Below are 25,313 nucleotides of genomic sequence, written 5' to 3' on the forward strand. Positions count from 1 at the left end.
GTCCTCCTTCTTTGTTTATTTGAATTGCTGTATTTTAATATACTTCCCGTATGACTCTGCAATATTAGAGAGCATAACCACCATGGATTCGAGTAACAATTGTACCTGGGACCAGGTTTCCCCTCTCTCTAACAAAGGTAAAGAACCGCTTAAAAAGCCATTCTTCATCTTGGCATCCATTTCGACACCGGTCAATGTTTCAATCGAGTTCACCGTACCCACTGTAACAGCGGATACCCCGGCACATACGATGTCTTCTCCCCGCTTGGCAAAATTAGCATGCCCTTCGATGGAAAAGCGTTCGATGCTCCCGTCCTCATCACGAAAGATTTGAACGATAATCACTTATCGCACCTTCTTTACGCTTTGATTGTTTCGATAGTTACTTTAGTGTACGGTTGACGGTGACCTTGCTTCACATGGTAGTTCTTTTTAGGTTTGTATTTGTATACGATAACCTTTTGTCCTTTGCCATGTTTCTCCACTTTAGCCGTTACAGTAGCTCCGGAAACCAATGGTGTACCTGCTGTCAAACCTTGATCGTTAGATACAGCCAGGACACGGTCGAACGTTACGCTTTCGCCATCGTTCGCAGTCAATTTCTCGATGAACAGAACATCGCCCTCTTGAACTTTGTACTGTTTGCCGCCTGTTTCAATAATTGCGTACATTTGCCTTGCACCTCCTCATGTCTCAGACTCGCCCGTTCTCAGGTGACAGTGTCCTTGCGGGACTGTTCTTATACCCGGCCAGTGCGGTTACAGCATGTGCAAGACCAATGGGCTAAACACATACTTGAAGATTATATCACGCAATATATCAAAAATCAATGCAAAGGTGAAATATATCTTTTTCCCGTACCATGGCAGGAAGAACATGGCTCCACATAAGGCAGCGTACTTTCTTCTCGCACTTTCTTACGGGTAAGTTCGAGCAAACCCAGCTTGGTCCAACCCATTACAAACGCTTTGGTCCGATCCTTCTTGAGCTCACCCTCTAAGGTTGCTGCGACTTCATGCCGATTCGAGGCTTCCTCCATATCAATGAAGTCCACTATAATCATGCCACCGATATCTCGCAGGCGCATCAGACGAGCAATCTCCACTGCTGCCTGTAAGTTGGTCTCCGTCACGGTCTCTTCCAGACTGTCACCGCCAGCTCCCGTATATTTGCCCGTGTTTACATCCACTACAGTCAGAGCTTCGGTATGATCAATGACAATGTATCCGCCTCCGGGCAACCACACTTTACGGGCAAAATCCTTATTCAACTGTTCCTGCACACCATAGGCAGCAAAGATGGATTCTGCTCCCCGATACACCTGTACTTTGGGTTGATGACCCGGACTAATCTCTTCGAGCAATGCTTTCACCTCACGGGCTTGTCCTTCACTATCAGTGATGACTTCGTCACTCCCTGGCGTATACACATCTCTGATGATACGCTGTACCATGCTATGATCCCGATGCAAAAGGCTTGGTGAAGGCAAACTGTCCGCTTTTTCACGAATTAGGTACCACTGCGCGCGTAATGTTTCCAAGTCCGACTTAATGGCTTCATGCTGCTCTTCTCCAGATACGGTTCGAATTATAAGTCCTTCTTCATCCCGCCTCAGTAGCTCCCCAAGTGCCTTAAGACGGGAACGATCCCCTTCACGGGCAATTTTCTTGGATACCGCTACATAGTCAGCAACAGGCATGTAGACAAGCCAACGGCCCGGGAGTGAATAATGAGTCGTCACCCGGGCTCCCTTGCCTCCTACCGGTTCTTTCAGAACCTGAACAATGACTTCCTGACCCGGACGAAGCAACTCCGAGATGGAAGGCTTCACCTTGGGCTGTTTCTCCAGATGGGGATGCAACACATCGTCCACATACAGAAACGCATTCTTTTTCTGACCAATATCCACAAAAGCAGCCTGCATACCTGGTAACACATTCACGACCCGTCCCTTGAAAAAGGAACCCAGCAGCCCACGCTCGCGTGTACGCTCTGCCGTAAATTCCACAGCTTTGCCTTCTTCCAGAAGCGCCATTTGCATGAGGTTATGTTCATTATGTACGATCATTTGTTTCATGGCTTCACCTCTAGAAGACAATTCAATTCATCCACATCCATTTCAGTATCTTTTCAATTCTCATTGTACATGTATTAACCCATTTCAGAACAGGTCCACCAGAACACTACAATTTATCACCATTTTGTTGAAAATAGGAACCGATAATCCGTTGCTCAGGCAAGACGGCCATAATTCGACCCTGTCTGTTCATCACGTATACCATATGGTATTTTTCTCTCTTTAATAGACGCAAAATAGTGTCCAAAGGTTTCGCCGGAAATGAGATTATTGGCTGCGCCAAACTGCCAGTAGCCGCGTGACGAGCGAACACGCCTTCCCGATTCATGAGGAAACGAATAAAACGATAAGGCACATTTCGGTAATCCGTCAGGTTGGAATAGAACAAAAAAAGGCCGATTAACAGAATGTTTAGCGGTAATCCGTAGTCTCCAGTAAACCATCGGCTGATAGCAAACAAAATAACCCCTGCACTACACAGGATGCTAATTTTGTAAGTCCACATTAATGTTGTATAGTAGGGTGCCCACAGACTGACAAGCGCCTGCACAATTTTACCTCCGTCCAGAGGAAGTACAGGGAGAAGATTAAAGAGAGCAATGAGCAGGTTCCCTTGAATGATATAATTGAGAAAAACCGGATCGCCCAGATTGCCATACCGCAACAGCAAAACCACGCCAACCATCAACATGTTTTGCAATGGACCTGCCAGAGCAATGATAATTTCCCGGTAGGCCGTGATCGTACCTCCATCTTCAATAACCGCTACGCCTCCAAAAGGGAGCATCTGGATCGACAATACACGGTAGCCCAGAAGTGCTGCCGCCGCAGCATGTCCACATTCATGAATGAATACGATCGCAAACAACGTAATAAGTTCAATAAAATGTCCAGTCAGAAGGGAGGCCATCATGATAATTACAAAAAACGGATGAAACGTAATACGGACTCCCCACACTCTAATCAAGGGCAACAACTTCCGCTGGGTCTACGTACTCCTCACCCTCTTTGACCGCAAAATAGAGCGTGGCCGGTTGTTCACCACCCGTAGCCTTAAGACTCCCCACTGGATTGCCCGCTTCCACCCAATCATTCACGTTCACTTCACTTTCGTTCAAACGACCGTATATTGCCGTGACATTGCCTGTATGTTGGATAACAACTGTGAATCCACTTGCTGCATCTCCGATAACCTCCATGACACGCCCAGCATCAGAACTTGCGACCTGTATAAGTTCTGCACCTGCGGCATCCGGAACGATCTCTATTCCCTTCATGCTCAGCGCGAATGGCTGAACCACTGTACCTGAGATCGGTTTGCTCAGTAACTGCCTTACTGTCAATCCGTTCACGGCATCCGTCGTATGTCCGAGGACCGGAAGAAACGAAGGCGGTCCTCCAAAATACCGTTCATACCAAGCCGCTGCTGAAGCAAAATCCATATCCCGATGGAGTGCATCCGCAATGACTGTTTTGGGTGATGTCGTCCACGATGTATCCAACTGAAATAGACCCCATACTCCGCCAAATATCAAAGCGCTAATAACCGTCCGTTTGAGAAGTGACCTGAACAGGTTGAATCTCGAATGTCCCCCTGGAACGAAATGACCATTCTCTTTTTTCCACAACCATTCCGGATCTCTTTCCTGCATCCCCTCAATAGGCGTAAATGGTTTTGGGTGTATGATCTCATTCTTGTCCAACAGTGAACCTAATTTCTGCTCCTGTAAGACCTCCACAGTGGCACCATCCATCAGCCGCCGAATGCGCTCTTCTCGTCTCTGCTTGATTCTGAGTTTCGTGTTCATGGAATATCCTCCCGCCGAGGCTTGTTTACTACATCCTATGAAGAGGTGGATGATAATATGAACAAGCCTGCGAGCAGGTAACAAAAAAAGCCGGGCTATGAACCACGGCTGTCATGTATTTGCTTTATGAATAAGTCCATGTAAATGAATTAACCCATTCCGAAGAACTTTTTGAAACGAGTGAAAGCTCCCTTTTTCTGCTCCAGCTGCATCAATGGAACCGTATCTCCCAGAATGCGGCGTGCGATATTCCGATATGCAATGGCTGCAAGTGAATCTGGATTCATGACCGTAGGTTCTCCTGAATTGGCAGCTTTGATGACCAGTTCATCATCAGGCACGATGCCAATCAGATCAATATTAAGTACTTGTAAAATACCATCGATATCTAACATGTCACCTGATTTAACCATATTATTGCGAATTCGATTCACCACCAGTTTTGGTGATTGAATGTGTGAACTCTCTAGCAGGCCGATGACACGATCCGCATCACGTACTGCAGCATTTTCCGGTGTAGTGACCACGATGGCCTGATCTGCTCCTGCTACCGCATTTTTGAAACCCTGCTCTATACCGGCTGGGCAATCAATAATGACGTACTCAAAATCTTTTTTTAATTCAAGGATAATATCCTTGACCTGTTCTGGCGACACCGAGTTTTTGTCTCTCGTCTGCGCCGCAGGCAACATGTATAATTCTTCGAAACGCTTGTCTTTGACCAAAGCCTGATTCAGACGGCAGCGGCCGTCCGCAACGTCGCACAGATCGTAAATAATACGGTTTTCGAGTCCCATCACGACATCCAAATTACGAAGGCCGATATCGGTATCTACCAGACAAACCTTTTTGCCGAGCAGCGCCAGCGCTGTCCCGATGTTTGCTGAGGTGGTTGTTTTACCCACGCCGCCTTTACCCGAAGTGATCACGATCGCCTCTCCCATGAGCTACACTCCTTTAAACACATTAAAATCTCGGCGTAACCGAACGATATTGCTCATTTTGTCTATCTGCATCTGATTGTCCTGTAAGTAAGCAAATTCCATTCCGGTCTCTCGGCTCTCCCATTCATCGGGAGGACGACTGATGATATCCGCAATCCGTAGCTGCGTCGGTGCAAATACCGAAGCGGCAATGATCGCTTCCTCGTCCCCGCCAATTCCGGCATGAGCCATGCCTCTGAGTGAACCCAACACATATATATCTCCGGTACACGTCACTGTGCCCCCCGGATTGATATCCCCAAGAAACAGGAGATTTCCTTCATGATGAAGCACCTGACCTGAACGCACCATGCCACACATGGTTACAATCGGCGGCGGTCCTTTAACCTCCGGTTGGAGTGCAGGTGAGTCGATGGATCGAATAAGCAGATTCCCTTTTTGCTTCAATATATCAAGGATTGCTTCTTTCTGGTCCTCTGTCACTTCGCGGGCACCCAACTTGATATCCACATGAACAATCGGTCCGGTCAAAATATTTTGATGGCTGTGTTCCAGCTTATAGCGGAGCTCATAGAGCAATTCCTCGAATTCACATTGATCGTCCAACAGGAAAACCAGGCCGTCTCGGATGCCTTTAATCGTTACGTGATTCGATTTTACCGTCATAAGCCTGTCCCTCCCATCTCATTACATTTCGTGCCCGGGGCCCCAAGTTCCTGCTTTGCGTTCCATAAATGTATTTAGGAAGCTTCTTCTGTCTTGCTCCGTCTCTTGCCGATCCGCTCCAGTTGTTTCCGAAGCGGGACATATATGATCAAGGCAAACACAAAATGAATGAACAAGTTAGGAATCATGTATTCAATCAACGCCCAGTCAAAGGTCACGTGGTTAAGTTGGAAGAGCTTGTACAGGAAGAATAGCATGGTGTCATTAAGCAGACTTCCCAAAATGACAACCGATACCATAACCGGCAGTGGTGCACGCGGTGCTTGAAAAATGAGTCCCATCATATATGCCGATAATCCCATCGAAAATCCATAAGGTCCAATCATCTCGCCGTAGAATACGACGTCATGTAATAGTCCAAAAAATATACCAAGCACTAGTGCCGTGTGCCGATGATGATATACAGCGATGAACAAAATGACGATATAGACCAGATTGGCAGAAATACGCATGTTCCAGCCAGAAGGAATGAGCAGCGGCAAAATTGTACCTTCCGCAATGAACAAAACGAATAGTAACAGGAACAAAACTTGTTTGCGCGTTACCATTATTCTTTTACCTCAGGTGGGATAATGACAATCAGCTCTTTCCAATCAAGGAAACTCGCATATGGCTCAATTGTAGCTGTTTTGGTTAAACCATACTCGCTTTTCTCAACGCTCTTCACTTTCCCAATCCGCATGTACTTCGGAAAATTGTTAATAATTCCGGAGGAGATGATCTCATCATCCTCCTGGATATTAGAATCTTCTGAGATTTTGGTCATCTTGAGCATGCCCGTCTTCGGATCATAACTCTCAATCATACCAAATACTTTCTCCTTACCTACTGCCGTTGCTGCAATAGCATTGGATGTCGGATCATTGGCGTCCATGGACGTTAACAGATTAACAGTGGATGTATATGAGCTGACATGACTAATCACGCCGACCAGCCCTTCCTGCGAGGTCACGGCCATCCCCGGCTTAATTCCCGCATTTTCACCGATATCAATGTTAATCGTTCTGCTGTTTGGATCCGAATTGGCACTGATCACCTGAGCAATCCGTGAACCGTAATTATACCGATTTTTCTGCTCTTCGGTGAAATTGAGCGCTTTCTGAAGCTGCTCATTCACTTGCTCCATATCATTGTACTTCAGCCGATCCCGGGTATAGTGACCCATCGCGATGCGAAGCTCTTCATTCTCCTGATATACCGTACGCATGTTCGCTACATCTTTGAAAAAGCCCGCTACATAGGAAGCGGGCTTGTAAAATACGTATTGTACAAATCCAACTGAATCCTTCAGGAATTTCTCCGGCCAGGATAGAGTGGTTCGCGGACTGAGCGTAAAGCCCATTAACGCGATAAATGTAACAAGGCCCACCAGCAAAACAAAAAGTCTTTTGTTGCCTAGCAGTTTAAACAGTTCGAACACCCTCTAACATCCATATTCTCTTCCGAGCCATGCCCGGCGGGGAGACTGTCAGAACTGTAGTCCCTGCGAGAATATCAGCTGATCCTCCCCTGTTAAGCGGGTAATAGCTCATCCCCGGGGTTAACCGGGTACTCTATAAAGATATCTTGCCACTTAGTCAATATGCCAAGTTAGGCAAATATCCATTAACGTTTGGAACGAACTGCCGAACTGCTTCTGCTTTTGAACAAATGAATATTCTCTAGCGCTTTACCTGTTCCGATCGCTACACAATCCAGCGGATTCTCAGCCACGATGACAGGCATTCCTGTCTCACCAGCCAGAAGCTTGTCCAGGTTGCGAAGTAATGCCCCGCCACCTGTAAGAACGATTCCACGATCCATGATATCGGCTGCAAGTTCAGGCGGGCATTTCTCAAGTGTTACTTTTACCGCTTCAACAATCGCATTCACCGTATCAGCCAACGCTTCGCTGATCTCGTCTGAAGTAATCGTAATGGTCTTCGGCAGACCTGTAACGAGGTCACGTCCACGAATTTCCATCGTTTCTACTTGTTCCAATGGCATTGCTGATCCGATGTCCATCTTCAATTGCTCCGAGGTACGCTCACCGATCATGAGATTGTATTGGCGTTTGATGTACTGAATAACGGATTCATCCATCTCGTCACCTGCTACGCGAACCGAACGGCTCGTTACAATACCACCAAGAGAGATCACAGCGACTTCCGTTGTACCGCCACCAATATCGACAACCATACTACCTGTTGGCTCCCATACGGGCAGATCCGCACCAATTGCAGCTGCAAAAGGCTCTTCAATTGTATAGGCTTCGCGTGCTCCAGCCTGTTTGGTTGCATCTTCAACCGCACGTTGTTCTACAGCCGTGATCCCGGATGGTACACATACCATCACGTTTGGATGACGTTGGAACATGGAGCGTTGTTTCTGCGCCTCACGGATGAAATATTTGATCATTGTTGCCGTTGTATCAAAGTCGGCGATAACGCCATCTTTCATTGGACGAATGGCACGAATGTTACCTGGTGTACGTCCAATCATTTTTTTGGCGGCTTCACCTACTGCCTCAATGCTTTTTGTATCTGTCCGAATAGCGACAACCGAAGGTTCGCGCACCACAATTCCTTTTCCTCGTACATAAACCAACGTATTTGCTGTCCCCAAGTCAATACCCAAATCTTTCGTAAAACCACCAAACATAATATAATCTCCTTTTCTGCCTCATATAGCCGCTCTATTCAGATCCAGAGCGTGATAATTTCATTCCCACGTAACACGTGGAGCTAATATTCGCATTTGTTTTTTTGCATTTGTAAAGTGAACCTATCTTTTACGGACAACGCCGTTAACATTCATAGGAAAACATCAACGCCAACCATTATATTATACTAAGCCCTTCTCCTTCAAACTTACGTACGTTCCATCTCCGATAATAATATGATCTAGCACGTCAATGCCAACAATAGCGCCTGCTTCAATCAGTCTCTTGGTTATTTGGATATCCTCCGGACTGGGCGTAGGATCACCACTCGGATGGTTGTGTGCGCACACAATCGATGCGCTGCTGCATTTGATGGCAGCCCGGAACACTTCACGTGGATGTACAATCGAAGCGTTAAGGCTGCCCATGGAGAGTGTTTCCTGGGCAATAATATGATTTTTGCTATTCAGAAAAAGACACACAAAATGTTCTTTTTGCAAGTAACGCAACTGTTCCATCAGGATATCAGCTGCATCACGCGGTGTACGAATTGAAGTCGACTGTGTGAGTCTGCTTTTGGCAATCCGATGCCCCAGCTCAATGCCAGCTTTCAATTGCACAGCCTTGGCATTGCCGATCCCTTTCATCGCGGTCAGTTCTTCCAGACTCAAATCCATCAACGAGCGAATACCACCCGCTTCGGCCAGAATCCGCTGTGCCATATGCACCGCGGATTCCTGTCTTGTGCCTGTTCGAAGTAAAATTGCCAGCAATTCAGCATGGCTCAAGGCGCCCGCCCCGTATTCCATCATGCGTTCTCTCGGGCGTTCTTCCTGGGGGATGTCGCGCATCATGTATTGAGGCGACTCCATATGTTCCCTCTTTTCATTTCACAACATTTGGCTTCATTCATGTTCGTGGCAACACATGTACGCCGAACCCGTCCAACATATCACTTAGCAAGGATAGCGGCAAGCCAACCACATTAAAATAACATCCTTCAATGCGGTCGATCAGTGAAGCACCAATACCCTGAATGGCATATGATCCTGCCTTGTCTGAAGGCTCACCTGTCTGCACATAAGCACGGATGGTAGCATCCGACAGCTCTTTCATCGTTACATCGGTCTGGCGGTAATGAACTAACGACTGTCCATTGCCCGCATCAATACAAGCGACACCTGTAAACACCCGATGTACGCGGCCCTGCAGCCGCGATAACATACGTTCAGCATCCGCTTCGTCTACAGGTTTACCTAGAATCTCACCATCCAGAACAACAACGGTGTCACTACCAACAATAATGGCTTCCTGCTCGCGGCCTTCAAGCCCGCGGTACACGGCAAGCGCCTTGCGCAAAGCAAGCTCCTGTACCGTCTGTTCAGGCGTCCACTCTGGTGGTGTATCTTCATTGGCATGACTTGGTATTACATCAAACGCTAGGTGGAGTGATGCGATCAGTTCTTTGCGCCGAGGCGATGTGGAGGCCAGAATAATAGGGCGCTGTTGTGTGTTTACCAAAATGAACGGCTCCTTATGCCACGGCAACATCCTGTCGGGATCACGATAATAGATGTCACTGGTTAATTTTTTTCGTCATAACTCGTCATTCTCCTACAGTCTGCGATACAGCCACACAGCGGCAATTATACCGATCAGACTCAGAAGGCTCATTTGAAATTGAAGTGAAATATCATAACTGATAATATCCAGATCAGCCTGTGGCGACCAACGTATGGTCGTGGCTTTCGTAAGAAAGGCTACTGCCTTAACAGGCTGCAGTGCCTTGGCGATCCACGCTCCGGCCATCCAGCCTAGCAGTAGAAACAGCAATAACATGCCGAAGTTTTTTTTCATCGGTAATCTTCCCTCGCCATTTTTTGACACCCACATTATTATACGGGGTTTTGTACGTCAATACAAACACAAATCCGGCAAGGGGAACTATTTCCAGTTCCTTGCCGGATGGGTATTTCCAAGCGTTGTTATGGGAAAGAGCATGTTACTTTACTGCTTTATCGCTTCGAGCCATTTTTTCTGCTGTAGTACATATTCCATCAGATCGGACTGCACGGACCACATGTGTACATCATCCGGGTTTTTGTTGTACTCCGCGATAGCCGTAATCGCACTGTTCATTGATTTCTCCATTCCACCAACAATAGGTTGTACCTCCGCAGTCAGGCCGGGTGAGAGGCTATTCAAACCAGTTAACCATGACTGGTGCTTATTCTGAATCGCGGTCATCGTTTCTGTAGAGACTGCTGCCGGAGCAGATTGTCCCAACTGCTGAATGGACAAGGTAGTCAATTGTTCGACCAGTGCAGAACTGTTTGTGAAGAAAAGCTGTACATCCTCTTGCTTGCCGCCAAATATAGCCGGATTGATCTCGGGGTTCACGATCTCCTTGACATACAGTTCGACTCCCTGGGCTTTAAGCCTGGAGCTAAGTAGCTTGGCCTCTTCACGATCAGCCGAAATGCCTGCATATACACGATTGCCATCTTCAGGATCAGAACCTGCGGCTATACCTGCCTGAGCCAGCTCAAGTTTGGCCTGTTCAGCTCGTTCAGGAGAACTGAATACGCCGTATTGAAGGGCATAATACGTGCTGCCAGTCGTAGCTGTCTGAAGCTGTTGCTCTGTACCTGCAGCCCCCTCCTGTCCCGTCACGGTGGAAACCGCCTGATTGACTGGCAGAAGATCGCCTGGCTTGACAGCTCCTTCTTTATTGAAAAATGAAAGAATAACCATGCCAAAAAGTGCTCCCGTAACAAGTGCCCCGGTGACAGAACCGATCATTTTCCATCCCCTTGGAGGGCGATTGCGTTTATACGAATAGTTCTCCGAATCTGCTAGCCAGTCGTGGCCTTGATCATCATGTGTATTGGACAGATCACGACGCTCTTCCTTCGGATTATCGGTGTGATTAACATAACCGTAACCGGCACGGTTCCCAAAATAATCGGGCTCATCCAAGTTCAAGTTGGAATTATGGCTCACCCGCTCGTCAGGTTCAGGCACAGTAGAGCTTGTCAGCACCGTCTCTCCCCAGTCTCCGGGGATATCCTCAGGCGTCCATGATGGGGTTGTATCCATCTGCTTAGGCGTTAGCGGTTGATTATGCGGGATTTCTTCACTTAACGTCACCAATGGACTGGACGCGGATATCCTCTTGTTTTCAGGCTTGTCCGACTCATGATCCCCGAAGCGAAACGTCATTCTAGCATTGCTCACCTGCACCCTCTCCTTTGTCCCATTTATATCAGCTATATGCAGAGACTGGAGAATACATTCCATATAACGCAAAAAACCGCTTGCTTCGTATCGAAGACAGGCGGTTTCGTAAATGATTTATTTCAAGCCTTTGGCAAGTGTATCGCCGACTTTCCAGATATCACCTGCACCCATCGTAATCACAAGATCTCCTGGCTGCAGACGATGCTGCAGATCAGCTACAACTTCTTCTTTTGTAGGGAGGTACCGTGCAGAAGCATTACTGTTTTGAACGATCAGTTCAACCAGTTTGGCTGAGGTTACCCCTTCGATCTGTTTTTCGCCCGCAGGAGAATAGATATCCGTAATAAGCACCTCATCCGCTTCCGCGAAAGCACGACTGAACGCATCCAACAGGAAGAACGTCCGCGTATAACGCTGTGGCTGGAATACCGCAATAATGCGTTTGCCTGTTGCTTTGGCAGCACTAATGGTAGCTTCGATCTCAGTCGGATGATGAGCATAATCATCGATGATCAGCATATCACGCGCCTCGCCCAATACCTGGAATCTGCGTTTGGCTCCGTGGAACTGAATGATCGCTGCCACAATCTTCTCGAATGGAATGCCTGCTTCCAGACAGGTAATTACAGTAGCCATCGCATTATAAACGTTATGCTTACCCGGCACTGATAATTCCACCGTGCCCATGGCAGCACCCTGATGATTCATTGTAAAGGAGATACGGCGATCGCCCAATACAATATCCGTTGCCGTATAATCCGCAGCACGATCAATACCATAGGTTGTAATGCGTGACTTAAGTTCAGGCAAAATCGCTTGAACATTCTCATCGTCAGAACACACAATGGCTGTTCCTTCCGGACGAATCTGACTCAGGAACTGCACATAAGCCTTTTTGAGCTCCTCAAAATCACTGTTGTAATTCTCCAAATGATCTGCCTCAATATTGGTTACAATACCGAGCCATGGGTGGTACTGCAAAAATGATCCATCGCTCTCGTCCGCCTCAGCGACTACCCAGTCACCCTGGCCTGCCTTGGCGTTGGTGCCCACATTCATGATTTCTCCGCCAATGATATATGTCGGGTCCGTATCACATTTATCCATAACAAGTGCAATCATGGATGAGGTGGTAGTTTTACCGTGAGCTCCAGCAACAGCCACACCTTTACGTTCGTTCAACAAACGTGCAAGCATCTGGGAACGATGCAGAATCGGAATGTTCAGCTCTGCAGCTGCTACCCGTTCCACATTATCAGCAGGCGCTGCCGTAGAGTAGACAACCAGGTCTGCTCCAGTGACGTGCTCTGCCGTATGTCCGATATATATTTTCGCTCCCTTGGCTGCCAACTTCTCGGTCAACTCCTGTGAAGCGACATCCGATCCGGTAACGGTGTATCCCATTTCCAACATAACTCTTGCGATGGCACTCATGCCATATCCGCCAATCCCTATAAAATGAACGTGTTCCGATGTATTTAACAAAACTTTCACCAACCTTTTTCAGAATCGGTTTGATGCAAAAGGGCTGCCCGCACATCCGCAATCAGGTACAGTGTGCCGGAGACCACCCCCAGATCTTCCGCTTCCGTCCGTGACTTCAATAGATCAAGTGCCTTTGCCCATTCGGGCTCGACGATGATTTCCAGTTCCTGCTTCGCAATGGCGGGACGTACCCGTTCGACAATCTGCAGCAATTCGGCTGCATCCATTTTGCGTCGGAAATCTGGCTCGGTCAGGATCAGCGTATCCACTAGTGGCAGTATATGCTGCAAATACGCTTCGTGATGCTTATTTGCCAACATACCCATCATCAAAATTAACTTGTTGTGCGGATAGACATCCGAAATGCTCTTGGCCAGTGACTCTGCCCCTTCCGGATTATGTGCTCCATCGAGCACAATTCGGGGTTCATCGACGACTTTTTCGAATCTTCCTGCCCAGAAAGCATTCTCCAGTCCAAGTGCAATATCGTTGTCATCCAGCATAAATGCCATGTATTGTCTAAGCAATTCAAGCACCATAAGTGCAGCCGCTGCATTGTCACATTGATGTGAGCCCTGCATGCGTATGCGAACGTCCAGATCACGAAACGGGCCTGTAAAATGAAAAGATTGTCCGTTCTGATTGCTGTCCAGTCTATGATAAGAGAATTGATCTCCAGCCAAATACACGCTTGATTGAAGCAGCTGGGCTTTCTCCTGAATCACCTTCACAGCTTCGGGTTGTGTCGCGCAAGTCACAACGGGTACTCCCGGCTTGATAATACCTGCCTTTTCTCCAGCAATCTGCTCAATCGTATCTCCAAGCACATCCGTATGATCCATACCAATGTTGGTGATGACGGACACAACAGGTGTGACAATATTCGTTACGTCCATCCTTCCCCCTAGCCCGGTCTCCCATACCACAACGTCAGGGTAACACTCCTCTGCATAGTACAGAAGCGCGAGAGCCGTGGACACCTCAAACATCGTAGGTGATCCCAGCGGAGTGGAGGCCATTTCCATGACCAGTGGATGTAATCGATTCGAGAGTTTAAGCAGGATTTCTTCAGGAATATCCGCACCGTTGTATTGAAAACGGTTTGTAAACTTGGTGATATAAGGCGACGTAAATGTACCCACATCATATCCAGCCTGAAGAAGCACTGACGTCAAAAAAGCGCAAGTCGAACCTTTGCCGTTCGTTCCCGCGACATGAATAAATTTGAGACGTTGGTGTGGATTGCCCAACATGGTCATCAGACTCTCGATTCGTTCCAATCCAGGTCGGATGCCAAAAGGAATAAGGCCATTGATCCAGTCCACGGCCTCGTTATACGTAAGTAAAGGAGCTGCTGCATCTGTCCCGTCTAATTCCGTCATCTGATTCACCTTCGGTCCCGAGTTTGAGTGAAAAAAGCGGCCGGATGGCATAATGGCTCTCCATCCGACCAAAAAATATTAACCTTTCAGTTCCTTGATTCGTGCAATCACTTTATCCCGTTTGTCGGAATAATCTGCTTGCTTGGCGCGCTCTTCCTCAATAACTTTGGCAGGAGCTTTGGCAACAAAGCCTTCGTTCGCCAGCTTTTTCTCTACACGGAGAACTTCGCCCTCAAGGTTCTGCAACTCTTTCTCCAAACGAGCCACTTCTTGCTCGATATCAATAAGACCTGCCAGCGGCAAGTATAGTTCTGCCCCCGTAATGATCGCAGTCATTGCCTTATCCGGTGAACTTAGATCCATCCCACTATCGAACTCGGACGTATTACAGAAACGTTTGATGTAGTGACTGTTACGCTCAATGATGCTGGACGTCTCAGCACTATTTGCTTTGACCATCAACTCAATCTTTTTGCTCATCGGCACGTTCACTTCTGCACGAATGTTTCGAACTGCACGAATGGTATCCATGAGCAGGTTCATCTCGGCAACAGCCTCTGGGTTCTCAAGAGCAGGATCATATACCGGCCATGATGCCAGCGTAATCGTCTCACCTTCATGAGGCAGATGCTGCCAGATTTCTTCGGAGATGTATGGCATAAACGGATGAATCAGGCGCATGGTCTGATCCAGCACATATGCAAGCACAGATTGTGTTTTCTTCTTGGCAACCGGATCTTCCCCGTAGAAGGACAGCTTGGCAAACTCAATGTACCAGTCACACAGGTCATCCCAGATAAAGTTATACAGCACACGACCCGTTTCCCCAAATTCATACGCTTCGATTAGACGCGTAATATCGCGGGAAGTTTCGTTCAGACGGTGCAAAATCCAATAATCCGCTGTACCAAGCTCTCCGCTAATGTCAAGTTCCTCATAGGTGAATCCTTCCAGATTCATCAATGCAAAGCGCGAAGCATTCCAGATCTTGTTGGCAAAGTTACGAGCCTGCTCCACCCGTTCCCAACGGAAACGCAGATCCTGACCTGGCGTGCTGCTGGTTGAGATCATGTAACGCATTGCATCTGCACCATATTTCTCAATCACATCCAATGGGTCTACACCGTTGCCCAGTGATTTGGACATTTTGCGTCCATCTGCATCACGAACAAGACCATGCATCAGTACATCCTTGAACGGAATCTCATCCGTGAACTCCAGTGCAGTGAAAATCATGCGTGCAACCCAGAAATATATGATGTCATACCCTGTCACAAGTACACTTGTCGGATAATAACGTTTCAGGTCTTCGGTATCTTCCGGCCAGCCTAGTGTGGAGAATGGCCATAAGCCGGAGCTAAACCAGGTATCAAGTACGTCTTCGTCCTGTCTGAGCTTGCGTCCGGCATTCTCTGGCAGCGTTGTTGGATCTTCAGCAGATACAATGATTTCACCCGTTTCTTCATCATACCAGGCAGGAATACGATGTCCCCACCACAGTTGACGGGAAATACACCAGTCACGAACGTTCTCGATCCAGTTCAGATAGGTTTTCTCAAAACGGTCCGGAACAAAATTAACCCCTTCGCCGCTCTGTTGTTTCTTGATCGCTCTTTCTGCAAGTGGCTTCATCTCAACAAACCACTGGGTAGACAGATACGGTTCAACAACAGCGCCGGTACGTTCACTGTGTCCAACCTGATGCGTGTGATCCTCGATGTTGATCAATACGCCCTGCTCTTTCAAATCAGCAACAATCTGCTTGCGGCAGTCACTGCGATCCAGTCCCTGATACTTGCCGGCTTCTGCATTCATTGTGCCACTCTCATCCATTACCGTAATCTGTGGCAGATCATGACGAAGACCTACTTCAAAGTCATTTGGATCATGCGCAGGCGTGATTTTAACTGCACCGCTTCCGAATTCTTTATCCACATAATCATCAGCGATAATTGGAATTTCGCGTCCAATAATAGGCAGTACAAGTACTTTACCAATCATATCTGCATAACGCTCATCCTTCGGATGAACAGCAACCGCGGTATCACCCAGCATCGTTTCAGGACGCGTTGTTGCCACTGTAACGTAGCCACTTCCGTCTTTGAGCGGGTAACGCAGATGGTACAAGTGACCCTGAACCTCTTTATATTCAACCTCAATGTCGGACAGCGCTGTCCGATTCACCGGGTCCCAGTTAATGATGCGTTTGCCTCGGTAAATAAGACCTTTTTCATACAGTTGAACAAATACTTTGCGAACCGCTTGAGACAGACCTTCATCTAGGGTAAAACGTTCACGTGAGTAGTCAAGCGACAATCCCATTTTGCCCCATTGCTGACGAATGGTTGTGGCATATTGATCTTTCCAGTCCCATACTTTCTCCAGAAATTTCTCGCGTCCCAGGTCATAACGAGTCAGACCTTCTTCACGCAACTTCTGTTCCACTTTGGTTTGGGTAGCAATACCCGCATGGTCGGAACCCGGAAGCCACAGTGCATCATAACCCTGCATCCGTTTAGTGCGGATCAATATATCCTGCAGTGTAAAATCGAGCGCATGCCCGATGTGCAGCATCCCGGTCACATTTGGGGGTGGAATTACAATCGTATACGGCTCGGCGTCTTTACGTTGACCGGCTTTGAAATATCCACGCTCCATCCAGGTGGAGTACCATTTGTCCTCTGCCGCCTTAGGATCGTAAGTAGTCGGCATTTCTGTTGCAGCTGATTTTTTTTCCTCAGACATGTGTCATTCCTCCGTTACTTCATCATCTTCGCCAAAAAAAACAAAAAAAACCTTTCATCCATCAAAGGACGAAAGGTTAGCTTTCGCGGTACCACCTTTGTTTCACGCCGTCAGCAAGATAGACTTCACCCTCTGTACATGACGTGACACTTCAAGCAGATAACGGCTGCTACCGGCCCATCCTACCTCAGAAATAAATGACGATAGATCTCATTCATCCCTTGTATTCAAACAGGCAACTCCCGGGCGACTTCGATCAGTTGGTTCCTGCGGAATCTCACAGCGCTGCAATCCCACTCTCTGAAAGGTCATACTGTCTACTACTCCCGTTCCACGTTGTTCTTCAAAAAACCTACACACATCATACCTTGCTCGTACGCGATAGTCAACCTGACAACAGCGGATAAAGAGCGCTGGAATGCAGGTTTAGGACGAATCACGCAAAAACCCGCAATCCTCAAGGGGATCACGGGGCGTAACGAAGGCTTTAACTACGGATTAAGGGATGTACAATATCTGACCTTCTTCCACAACCTGCTCAGATAATCGGTTATACAACTGAAGTTCCCTCGTGCTCAATTGATATCGATCTGCAATGGCATCCAGTGTATCTTCTCGCTGAACGATGCACAGTTTCACCTTGCGGAATGGGGTCTGGTCCACGATCGTTCCCAGGAACAGGTTCTTCCATTCCACATCATCAGCTGGATACGTTTCTTCCTGTACTACACCCGCAGGAACCTCATCGCCTCGCTCCACTTCAGCATCACGTGCCGCTCTGCCCGAGGATAACAAGGAAGAGATACCTACGCCCTCTTCTTGTCGTGGTGCGGATTCTTTTTTGCTGCCAAAAGCAACCTTCAGCTCCGGCTTGTCTTCCGTCTCAGCCACAGGTTCAGGAACAAATGCTTCGTTCTGTACGAACTCGTCTACCCCAGTCGCTTCAAAAGACGGTCGGTCTTCCTCAGCGTTGCCTGGTTCGGACGAAGCAAATACACCTTGCCAGTTCTCCGCCTGTGATTCAACCGGGACATCGGCAACTGCCTGATTCTCCTGCTGAGGTACAGATCTCGCTGATTCGAAGTGCCATACCTCTGGTACGTCCGGTACATCCGGTGCTGCCAACTCATTAGATGATTGAGCAGCAGGCTCTGAGACTTCTTGATCTGCACTTCTCGGGTTCGCAGGCAATGCATCCACGGAAGGCTCGGACCAACCCGAAGACTCATCTTCCAGAGGCAGCAATGGTTCAGACTCAGGGTAAGAAGCTAACCGATCTGCGGTCTCAGCCATAAATGACGAGATCGGAGAAGGTTCGCTGTATTGCTCATGAGATGCCAATTCATCTCCATTCGCTGTCAGAGATGTGGGATCTTCGTTTGCATCAGGTTGTCTGTTTTCGTTAGCGTACTCTGCACTTTGCTTCTCAGATTGAATTGGCTCGGCCGATGACGAATCCGCATATTCCTGATGATATTCCGGAGCACCATAGGCAAGTTCTGCTGCATTCGCAAGTCTCTCTTCCTCACTCCGCTGGAGCAGGTACTCTTGTGCAAATGTGTTGGGGTCGCTGCCTGTCTGTGCTGCTTCATCGGAACGGTTGGATTGCTGATCATCAGGTGAATGAACAACTGTAAATTCATCTGCTGACCACACTTGTGGCTCTTCAACAGGAAATCCCTCGATGCCTCGCAGCGACAACACGCCTGTAATGTTCAGACTGCGATTGGATAACAGATCCACGTCAAAATTTTCGATCTCGATGGAAATATCCTCAATCGATCTGACCCGGTTCAGCGGCACTGTGATCTCCACGGGAATGAAATGTTTGAGTTCCTCTGAAGCCTCATTTTCTCCTCTGTACGCACCTGTAAGTAAAAGATGTCCTCTTAACGTGGCATGATCATCCTGCCCTATGACTTGAATGCGCGGGTATAGTTCAATCTCCTCCAATTCCTCAATCGCAGGGACTCCCTCAGACAAATGAACGCGCTCATAAATATCGAACCGCAAACCATAAGGTTGATTCAACAAAGGTGGCGTCCTCCTTTCGGCATATGTTCACCATGATCCTTCTCATGGGACTGATCCATGGTCCAAATCCTTCGTTACCCCATCTATATGCCTTGAATGAGATGAGCATGCCACCTTTTGAAAAACCTTGTTATATAAAGCGAAATAGAGAATGTTGCACCTAGCCACTTCGATGACAGAATAACCTTCCGATCACTGTTATCCCCAGATTTTTTTGATTCCCTTCTTCAAAGGGAAAATCCGGGGATAGCTTATGCTTCCGAAGCAGCTTTCTTTCAGAAAGTTTTTAGGCGAACGCTCCGTTTCTTCACGTTATTTCTGTCTTCTCCGTTCTCGTGTAACTAGTAAAGTTCGCTCTATATTCATTTATGAATACACCTTTTCACGTTCTGCCAATTGTGTGAAATCGGGCGGCCAAGGGTCATCCACTTCAATCACGGCTCCGGTTAAAGGATGACTAAACTTAAGCATCTCTCCGTGAAGTGCTTGTCGCCCAATGACATCCGCTCTACCTCCATACAACGCATCACCAATAAGCGGGTGTCCCGCGTAACTCAGGTGTACACGAATTTGGTGTGTACGTCCTGTATCCAGCTTTAATCGTACAAGGGTTGCTCGTTCCCATACTTCGACGATCTCCACATGGGTAACAGCTTCCTGTCCACCTTCCGAGACACGTCTGCGTTGCTTGTGATGTCTGTCCTTGCCAATCGGAGCATCAATTTTGTGGAGTTCAAGGGGGATTTGTCCACCTGCAATGGCTACATAATGGCGGCCAATCTCTTTGCGGCGCATCGCTTCATCCAGTTTGGCGAGTGCAAAAGCATTTTTGGCATACAGGACAGGTCCGGTTGTATCCTCATCCAGTCGATGAACATGGCGTACGCTCGCCTGTATTCCATTCATCTCATAATAGGAGGCAACCACATGATCCAGCGTGATCGCCTGATCAGTACGGCTTCCATCCGGATGCAGTTTCATGCCTGCCGGTTTGTGCATAACCAGGCAGAAATCATCCTCATACAACACATCCACATCCGCCCAGCGTGGTTCAACATCAATCGGCTGGGACGCAAAAAGGGCCAGCCGAAGCCGGTCCCCTGCAAGTTGTATTCCTCGGTTTGCTTTCAGCTGACGGAGCAGTTTCTCCGGAAACTGAAGTTCGGACAATAGCCATTGCTCCGCAGCCATCTGTTTGTCCGAACTGTCGGTTACGGCTTTCCCTGGCATCAGCTCAAGCCATTCCCCGCGGCGTTTCCAACTTTTGAGCGTCATAGCGATTGAAGAGCTCTACGATTCGCCTCGATCGTATCGTCAATATCCTGCTCCGTGTGCACACCAGAGACAAACATGCCTTCGTATTGCGAAGGTGCAACACTCACACCTTGATCAATCATGGCGGCAAAATAACGACGGAATTGATCCAGATTGCTTTCTTTGGCAATATCATAGTTGGTTACGGGAACGGCACTGAAAAATGGACAAACCATGGAACCGACCCGGTTAATGGTTATCGCAACACCCGTCTCAGCTGCATTTTTCTCGAATCCCGCTTGCAGACGTGCAGACAGTGTCTCCAGACGGTCATAGACCTCTGGTGTTAACAATTTGAGCGTGGTATATCCTGCTGCCATAGCCAACGGATTCCCGCTTAGTGTACCTGCTTGATAGATCGGTCCGGTTGGGGCAATCTGTTCCATCAGATCCCGACGACCACCATAAGCACCAACCGGAAGTCCGCCACCGATCACTTTACCTAAACAAGTCAGGTCAGGTGTAACGCCAAACCGTCCTTGGGCACAGTTCAACCCTACGCGGAAACCGGTCATGACTTCGTCAAAAATAAGCAAGCTGCCATACTGCGTTGTCAAACTACGCAAGCCTTCAAGGAAACCGGAAGCCGGAGGTACAACCCCCATGTTACCTGCCACAGGTTCCACAATAACAGCGGCCAGTTCTTCACCATAACGTTCAAAAGCAAGCGTCACAGACTCCAGATCGTTATACGGTACCGTAATGGTATTCACAGCTACACCTTCAGGTACACCTGGACTATCCGGCAGACCCAGTGTTGCAACACCTGAACCAGCTTTAATCAGCAAGCTGTCCGCATGTCCATGATATGATCCTTCAAATTTCAGAATTTTACTGCGTCCGGTTACCCCGCGTGCCAGCCGAATGGCACTCATCGTTGCTTCCGTACCGGAATTAACCATCCGTACGATATCGATAGAAGGTACAAGCTCACAGACCAGTTTTGCCATCTCGGTCTCCAGCAAAGTAGGTGCACCAAAGCTTGTTCCTTTAAGAGCTGTCTCACGCAGAGCTTCTACAACGTCAGGGTGTGCATGTCCCATGATGAGTGGACCCCACGAACCCACATAGTCAATAAAAACATTGCCATCAATATCGTAGATTTTGGAACCTTCGCCGCGCTCAGCATAGATGGGAGTAAGTCCCACCGATTTAAATGCGCGTACAGGGCTGTTCACACCCCCGGGTATGTACTGCTTCGCTTCCTCAAACGCGCTGCGTGAGCGCTCATCATTGCGACGATTACCTTGTTGTGCAGTCATGAATATCCTCCTTAATGTAAATTTATTTTATTTCTCAGCCAGCCAGCGTGAAGCGTCTTTTCCATAGTAGGTAATGATCATATCTGCACCTGCGCGTTTCATGCTGAGCAGAATTTCCATGGCGACTTTTTTCTCATCGATCCAGCCTTGAATCGCCGCCGCCTTAACCATGGCATACTCGCCACTTACATTATAGGCAACAAGCGGAAGATCAAATTGATCCTTAATGGTGCGCATAACATCCAGATAGGAAAGGGATGGTTTTACCATCAACATGTCCGCTCCTTCCAGCACATCCGTTTCGGCTTCACGCAAAGCTTCACGTGCATTGGCCGGGTCCATCTGATACGACTTGCGGTCCCCGAATTGTGGTGTGGAATCTGCCGCCTCGCGGAATGGGCCATAGAATGCAGATGCATATTTAACAGAGTAGGACATGATCGGAATATGACTGAATCCATTTTCATCCAGCCCGGCACGGATCGCCTGTACAAATCCATCCATCATGTTGGATGGCGCAATAATGTCGGCTCCTGCTTTGGCTTGAGACACTGCCGTTTGCACGAGCAGATCCAGTGATTCATCATTTAACACATCTCCGCAGATGTGACCGTCAATCTCCACGGTGTGTACCATACCGCAGTGACCGTGATCCGTGAATTCACACAGACAAGTATCTGCAACAACCAACAGCTCTGGATACCAGGATTTGATCAATCTCGTCGCTTCCTGCACAATGCCATCTTCAGCGAAGCCAGATGAACCCACACTGTCCTTCGTCTCCGGAATACCGAACAATAAGACGGCTGGAATTCCCAGCTCGGCAATTTCCGTTACTTCCTCCTGAAGACGATCCAGCGAGAAACGGAATACGCCTGGCATGGATTTAATTTCAGATTTTACATTTTCTCCATACGTCACATAGATTGGTTGAATAAAGTCATCCACGGTTAGATGGGTCTCTCTGACCATATTGCGAATACCTGTGGATTGACGTAAACGGCGATGCCGTACAATCGGAAAACTCATACTTGTAAAACCTCCCTGAAATTTAAATAGAGCAAAAAGGGAAGCGCGCTGGGATCCTATCGAATTCAGCACGCTTCATATGTTGACATGATTACATGTGTATTAATTTCGAAGAGCGCCTTCTTTGTTGCCTGTCCGTTTCCAGTCGCATAGCACGGTGATCAAGCTATCCATCGTTGCTTCCTCTGCCATCAGTGTAACCTTTAGTCCAGCGGCTTCTGCCGTCTTCGCTGTAACAGGTCCGATACACGCAACCTCCACATTTTTCAATAATGGCAGTGGATCTTGCAACCCCATACGTTTCAACATACTCATGAAGTTGGTAACCGTCGATGAACTTGTAAAGGTCACCGCATGAATACCACCTTCTTCAAGCAGCTTAAGCAGTTCGTCATCATCCTCACCAGCGAGGATCGTATCGTAGGTGATGGCTTCGGTGACTTGAAGCCCTCGTTCTCTCAGCTGATCACGTAACCAAGTACGTGCTAGATCACCGTGCGGAAGTAGTACTCTCTGACCTTCCTTCAATTCGCTTTCAAAAGCCTCAAGCATGCCTTCGGCTTGGAAAGGACCTTTGACTACCTCTGCAACGATGCCATGTTTGCGCAAAGCATCTGCTGTAGAAGGTCCTACGGCAGCAATTCTCGCTTGATGAATCGAGCGAATATCCTTGCCTTCCTGTTCCAGATGGCGGAAGAAAAACTCCACGCCGTTCACGCTTGTGAAAAACACCCAGTCATAGGTATTTAAAGCACTGAAGGCGTCTTTGATACTTTGCTGCGCAGATTCACTGGACGGCATGACCGTCTCAATGACCGGAAACTCATACGGTTCGCCGCCGAGTTCCTCAATGCGATTCACCAGTTCACTCGCCTGACTGCGAGCACGGGTTACCAGAATTCGTTTGCCAAACAGCGGTAGCGCTTCTGCCCATTTCAATTGTTCCCTTTGATTGACGACATCCCCCACCACAATAACAGCTGGTGGTTGGAAATTGGCTGCGATCACTTTCGCTTCTATATCCTCAAGGGTACCTGTAATGGTATCCTGTTCCGCTCGTGTTCCCCAACGAATCAGAGCTACTGGTGTTTGCGCTGGACGACCATGACGAATCAATTGTTCGCTGATATATCCAATTTTGGCAACCCCCATCATAAATACCAGTGTGCCCGTTGCATTCGTCACTTTATCCCAATGGATACTGCGATCAAGCTTGTCCGGACTCTCATGCCCCGTAATAATAGAGATTGAAGATGCATAGTCACGGTGTGTGACGGGAATTCCGGCATAAGCAGGTACACTTATTGCAGCGGTAACCCCAGGTACAATCTCAAACGGAATCCCGTTTTTGTGCAGCAAATCCGCCTCTTCGCCCACGCGTCCAAAGATAGTCGGATCACCACCCTTAAGTCGAACCACAACCTTGCCTTCAAGAGCCAGATCAACCAACAGTTGATTGATCTCTTCCTGTTTCATCGTATGCCGATCCGGGCGCTTGCCCACGTAAATCTTGACCGCGCCGGGTTTCATTTGTTTCAACAATCTCGGACTTGCCAAACGATCATAGACTACAGCATCGGCCTTCCCGATGGATTCCCACCCTTTTACCGTAATCAGCTTTGCATCCCCAGGACCTGCACCTACCAAAAAGACCTTTCCCACCATGTCTTCATCCCCTAACTTCTGCCAGTATCTGCTCTGCTCCCCGTTCGATCAATCTCCAAGCCACTTCTTCTCCCAGACGAACCGGGTCTTTGCCGATCAGAGCTTCCTTAAGAATCAGTCCACCATCCGGCGTGCCGACCATACCTGTTAATTGTAACGTGTTTTGGCCATTCAGGGAATCTGCATCTTGCTGAGGCAGCCATACCGCATGAGCACCAATCGGAACCTGACAGCCCCCATTCAATACACTGAGAAAACGGCGTTCCGCCTGTACAGGAAATGCTGTCTCAGGATCATTATACAGCTGAAGCAAGTGCAACAGTTCCTCATCGTCTTCACGACATTCGATACCAAGCGCGCCTTGACCCACTGCCGGGAGGCAAGCTGTTTCCGTCAGGTACTCTGTAATTCGGTCTTCCCAGCCCATACGGTACAATCCTGCAGCTGCCAGAATAATTGCATCGAATCCTTCGGTCTCCAGCTTCCGCAGACGGGAATCAATATTGCCGCGAATCGATTCCAATTGCAAATCTGGACGATAGGCCTTTAATTGACTCGACCGGCGCAGACTGCTTGTTCCTACTCTAGCTCCTTCTGGCAGTTGATCCAGCGTAAGTCCACCATTAGAGATCAGCGCATCGCGTGGATCTGCACGACGGGGAATAGCACCATTGATTAATCCTTCGGGTAACTCGGAAGGCATATCCTTCATGCTATGAACAGCCATATCAATCGTACGATCAAGCATCGCCTGTTCAATCTCTTTGACAAACAAACCTTTGCCTCCCACTTTTGACAACGTTACATCCAGAATGAGATCTCCCTTGGTAACAATCTTATGTACTTCAAAGTCAAAAGCTAATCCTTCCCGCTCACAAATATCGCGTAAATCCTGAATGACATGACCTGTCTGGGTTAGCGCAAGCGCGCTCTGTCTACTACCAACTTTAATTGTACGCAT

23 protein-coding genes and 2 other annotated features are annotated in these 25,313 nt (G+C 48.0%); all 23 genes read right to left on the minus strand.

The annotated features are described in order from the left end of the window. Positions 1-15 precede the first annotated feature (15 nt). The 23 genes from ABTV53_RS22070 to hemC all read right to left on the minus strand — a co-directional run bounded on the left by ABTV53_RS22070 (position 16) and on the right by hemC (position 25,313). A complete protein-coding gene (locus tag ABTV53_RS22070; protein WP_342570893.1) occupies positions 16-345 on the minus strand; it encodes a ribosomal-processing cysteine protease Prp in 330 nt (109 codons plus the stop codon). A 14-nt stretch (positions 346-359) separates the two neighbouring features. Next, positions 360-671: a 50S ribosomal protein L21 gene (gene rplU, locus ABTV53_RS22075; protein ID WP_342570894.1), complete on the minus strand. Its 312-nt coding sequence runs from the start codon at positions 669-671 to the stop codon at positions 360-362. A 14-nt stretch (positions 672-685) separates the two neighbouring features. Next, positions 686-770 (minus strand) — a sequence feature (ribosomal protein L21 leader region). Positions 771-826: 56 nt separating this feature from the next. Continuing rightward, the gene (locus tag ABTV53_RS22080; RefSeq protein ID WP_433746491.1) at positions 827-2,077 is read right to left on the minus strand and encodes an Rne/Rng family ribonuclease; all 1,251 of its coding nucleotides are present in this window, start codon (positions 2,075-2,077) and stop codon (positions 827-829) included. Positions 2,078-2,183: 106 nt separating this feature from the next. Next, a complete protein-coding gene (locus ABTV53_RS22085; RefSeq protein ID WP_433746494.1) occupies positions 2,184-3,044 on the minus strand; it encodes a M50 family metallopeptidase in 861 nt (286 codons plus the stop codon). Beyond that, complete coding sequence (locus ABTV53_RS22090) at positions 3,037-3,885, minus strand: peptidoglycan DD-metalloendopeptidase family protein (RefSeq protein ID WP_433746496.1); 849 nt, start codon at positions 3,883-3,885, stop codon at positions 3,037-3,039. Before ABTV53_RS22090 ends, ABTV53_RS22085 begins: the two co-directional genes overlap by 8 nt. A gap of 149 nt (positions 3,886-4,034) precedes the next feature. Continuing rightward, complete coding sequence (gene minD, locus ABTV53_RS22095) at positions 4,035-4,829, minus strand: septum site-determining protein MinD (RefSeq protein WP_053783092.1); 795 nt, start codon at positions 4,827-4,829, stop codon at positions 4,035-4,037. A 3-nt stretch (positions 4,830-4,832) separates the two neighbouring features. Further along, positions 4,833-5,495, minus strand: coding sequence for a septum site-determining protein MinC (gene minC / locus ABTV53_RS22100; protein ID WP_017692615.1), 663 nt, complete (start codon positions 5,493-5,495; stop codon positions 4,833-4,835). A 74-nt stretch (positions 5,496-5,569) separates the two neighbouring features. After that, complete coding sequence (gene mreD, locus ABTV53_RS22105) at positions 5,570-6,103, minus strand: rod shape-determining protein MreD (protein WP_421885624.1); 534 nt, start codon at positions 6,101-6,103, stop codon at positions 5,570-5,572. After that, positions 6,103-6,975: a rod shape-determining protein MreC gene (gene mreC, locus ABTV53_RS22110; protein WP_421885621.1), complete on the minus strand. Its 873-nt coding sequence runs from the start codon at positions 6,973-6,975 to the stop codon at positions 6,103-6,105. The genes mreD and mreC overlap by 1 nt, the downstream gene beginning before the upstream one ends. 185 nt (positions 6,976-7,160) lie before the next feature. After that, positions 7,161-8,195: a rod shape-determining protein gene (locus ABTV53_RS22115; protein ID WP_024633969.1), complete on the minus strand. Its 1,035-nt coding sequence runs from the start codon at positions 8,193-8,195 to the stop codon at positions 7,161-7,163. A 183-nt stretch (positions 8,196-8,378) separates the two neighbouring features. Beyond that, complete coding sequence (gene radC, locus ABTV53_RS22120) at positions 8,379-9,068, minus strand: RadC family protein (protein WP_036673540.1); 690 nt, start codon at positions 9,066-9,068, stop codon at positions 8,379-8,381. 37 nt (positions 9,069-9,105) lie between these two features. Continuing rightward, positions 9,106-9,747: a Maf family protein gene (locus tag ABTV53_RS22125; protein WP_433746502.1), complete on the minus strand. Its 642-nt coding sequence runs from the start codon at positions 9,745-9,747 to the stop codon at positions 9,106-9,108. A gap of 63 nt (positions 9,748-9,810) precedes the next feature. After that, positions 9,811-10,053, minus strand: coding sequence for a DUF4321 domain-containing protein (locus tag ABTV53_RS22130; protein WP_105410708.1), 243 nt, complete (start codon positions 10,051-10,053; stop codon positions 9,811-9,813). A gap of 150 nt (positions 10,054-10,203) precedes the next feature. Then, the gene (locus ABTV53_RS22135) at positions 10,204-11,433 is read right to left on the minus strand and encodes an SPOR domain-containing protein (protein WP_433746506.1); all 1,230 of its coding nucleotides are present in this window, start codon (positions 11,431-11,433) and stop codon (positions 10,204-10,206) included. Positions 11,434-11,550: 117 nt separating this feature from the next. Beyond that, the gene (murC, locus tag ABTV53_RS22140) at positions 11,551-12,870 is read right to left on the minus strand and encodes a UDP-N-acetylmuramate--L-alanine ligase (RefSeq protein ID WP_253442774.1); all 1,320 of its coding nucleotides are present in this window, start codon (positions 12,868-12,870) and stop codon (positions 11,551-11,553) included. 56 nt (positions 12,871-12,926) lie between these two features. Next, positions 12,927-14,303 carry a bifunctional folylpolyglutamate synthase/dihydrofolate synthase gene (locus ABTV53_RS22145; RefSeq protein ID WP_433746509.1) on the minus strand — a complete coding sequence of 459 codons (1,377 nt, stop codon included), beginning with the start codon at positions 14,301-14,303 and terminating at the stop codon, positions 12,927-12,929. Positions 14,304-14,381: 78 nt separating this feature from the next. After that, the gene (locus tag ABTV53_RS22150; RefSeq protein WP_433746512.1) at positions 14,382-17,048 is read right to left on the minus strand and encodes a valine--tRNA ligase; all 2,667 of its coding nucleotides are present in this window, start codon (positions 17,046-17,048) and stop codon (positions 14,382-14,384) included. A gap of 61 nt (positions 17,049-17,109) precedes the next feature. After that, positions 17,110-17,391 (minus strand) — a binding site (T-box leader). Positions 17,392-17,546: 155 nt separating this feature from the next. Continuing rightward, entirely contained in the window at positions 17,547-19,082 is a 1,536-nt protein-coding gene (locus ABTV53_RS22155; RefSeq protein ID WP_433746515.1) for a LysM peptidoglycan-binding domain-containing protein, read from the minus strand. 366 nt (positions 19,083-19,448) lie between these two features. Further along, on the minus strand, positions 19,449-20,357 hold the full coding sequence (locus ABTV53_RS22160) for an RluA family pseudouridine synthase (RefSeq protein WP_433746518.1): 909 nt from the start codon (positions 20,355-20,357) through the stop codon (positions 19,449-19,451). Next, complete coding sequence (gene hemL / locus ABTV53_RS22165; RefSeq protein ID WP_433746521.1) at positions 20,354-21,658, minus strand: glutamate-1-semialdehyde 2,1-aminomutase; 1,305 nt, start codon at positions 21,656-21,658, stop codon at positions 20,354-20,356. The genes ABTV53_RS22160 and hemL overlap by 4 nt, the downstream gene beginning before the upstream one ends. Before the next feature lie 27 nt (positions 21,659-21,685). Further along, a complete protein-coding gene (gene hemB, locus ABTV53_RS22170; protein WP_017692601.1) occupies positions 21,686-22,687 on the minus strand; it encodes a porphobilinogen synthase in 1,002 nt (333 codons plus the stop codon). Positions 22,688-22,789: 102 nt separating this feature from the next. After that, positions 22,790-24,352: a uroporphyrinogen-III C-methyltransferase gene (cobA, locus tag ABTV53_RS22175; RefSeq protein WP_433746525.1), complete on the minus strand. Its 1,563-nt coding sequence runs from the start codon at positions 24,350-24,352 to the stop codon at positions 22,790-22,792. 4 nt (positions 24,353-24,356) lie between these two features. Continuing rightward, positions 24,357-25,313, minus strand: a complete 957-nt coding sequence (gene hemC / locus ABTV53_RS22180; RefSeq protein ID WP_433746528.1) for a hydroxymethylbilane synthase — start codon at positions 25,311-25,313, stop codon at positions 24,357-24,359.

The sequence above is a fragment of the Paenibacillus amylolyticus genome (genome assembly GCF_050990605.1).
In the GTDB taxonomy this organism is placed as follows: Bacteria; Bacillota; Bacilli; order Paenibacillales; family Paenibacillaceae; genus Paenibacillus; species Paenibacillus amylolyticus_H.

Bases quoted from the DNA above. Each gene is read 5' to 3' on its own strand.
- rplU (WP_342570894.1), bottom strand. From the start codon at position 671: ATGTACGCAATTATTGAAACAGGCGGCAAACAGTACAAAGTTCAAGAG.
- ABTV53_RS22145 (WP_433746509.1), bottom strand. From the start codon at position 14,303: ATGACGGAATTAGACGGGACAGATGCAGCAGCTCCTTTACTTACGTAT.
- ABTV53_RS22080 (WP_433746491.1), bottom strand. From the start codon at position 2,077: ATGAAACAAATGATCGTACATAATGAACATAACCTCATGCAAATGGCG.
- minD (WP_053783092.1), bottom strand. From the start codon at position 4,829: ATGGGAGAGGCGATCGTGATCACTTCGGGTAAAGGCGGCGTGGGTAAA.
- minC (WP_017692615.1), bottom strand. From the start codon at position 5,495: ATGACGGTAAAATCGAATCACGTAACGATTAAAGGCATCCGAGACGGC.
- ABTV53_RS22090 (WP_433746496.1), bottom strand. From the start codon at position 3,885: ATGAACACGAAACTCAGAATCAAGCAGAGACGAGAAGAGCGCATTCGG.
- hemL (WP_433746521.1), bottom strand. From the start codon at position 21,658: ATGACTGCACAACAAGGTAATCGTCGCAATGATGAGCGCTCACGCAGC.
- ABTV53_RS22125 (WP_433746502.1), bottom strand. From the start codon at position 9,747: ATGTTGCCGTGGCATAAGGAGCCGTTCATTTTGGTAAACACACAACAG.
- mreD (WP_421885624.1), bottom strand. From the start codon at position 6,103: ATGGTAACGCGCAAACAAGTTTTGTTCCTGTTACTATTCGTTTTGTTC.
- hemB (WP_017692601.1), bottom strand. From the start codon at position 22,687: ATGAGTTTTCCGATTGTACGGCATCGCCGTTTACGTCAATCCACAGGT.
- cobA (WP_433746525.1), bottom strand. From the start codon at position 24,352: ATGGTGGGAAAGGTCTTTTTGGTAGGTGCAGGTCCTGGGGATGCAAAG.
- ABTV53_RS22130 (WP_105410708.1), bottom strand. From the start codon at position 10,053: ATGAAAAAAAACTTCGGCATGTTATTGCTGTTTCTACTGCTAGGCTGG.
- radC (WP_036673540.1), bottom strand. From the start codon at position 9,068: ATGGAGTCGCCTCAATACATGATGCGCGACATCCCCCAGGAAGAACGC.
- hemC (WP_433746528.1), bottom strand. From the start codon at position 25,313: ATGCGTACAATTAAAGTTGGTAGTAGACAGAGCGCGCTTGCGCTAACC.
- ABTV53_RS22115 (WP_024633969.1), bottom strand. From the start codon at position 8,195: ATGTTTGGTGGTTTTACGAAAGATTTGGGTATTGACTTGGGGACAGCA.
- ABTV53_RS22150 (WP_433746512.1), bottom strand. From the start codon at position 17,048: ATGTCTGAGGAAAAAAAATCAGCTGCAACAGAAATGCCGACTACTTAC.
- ABTV53_RS22160 (WP_433746518.1), bottom strand. From the start codon at position 20,357: ATGACGCTCAAAAGTTGGAAACGCCGCGGGGAATGGCTTGAGCTGATG.
- murC (WP_253442774.1), bottom strand. From the start codon at position 12,870: ATGAGTGCCATCGCAAGAGTTATGTTGGAAATGGGATACACCGTTACC.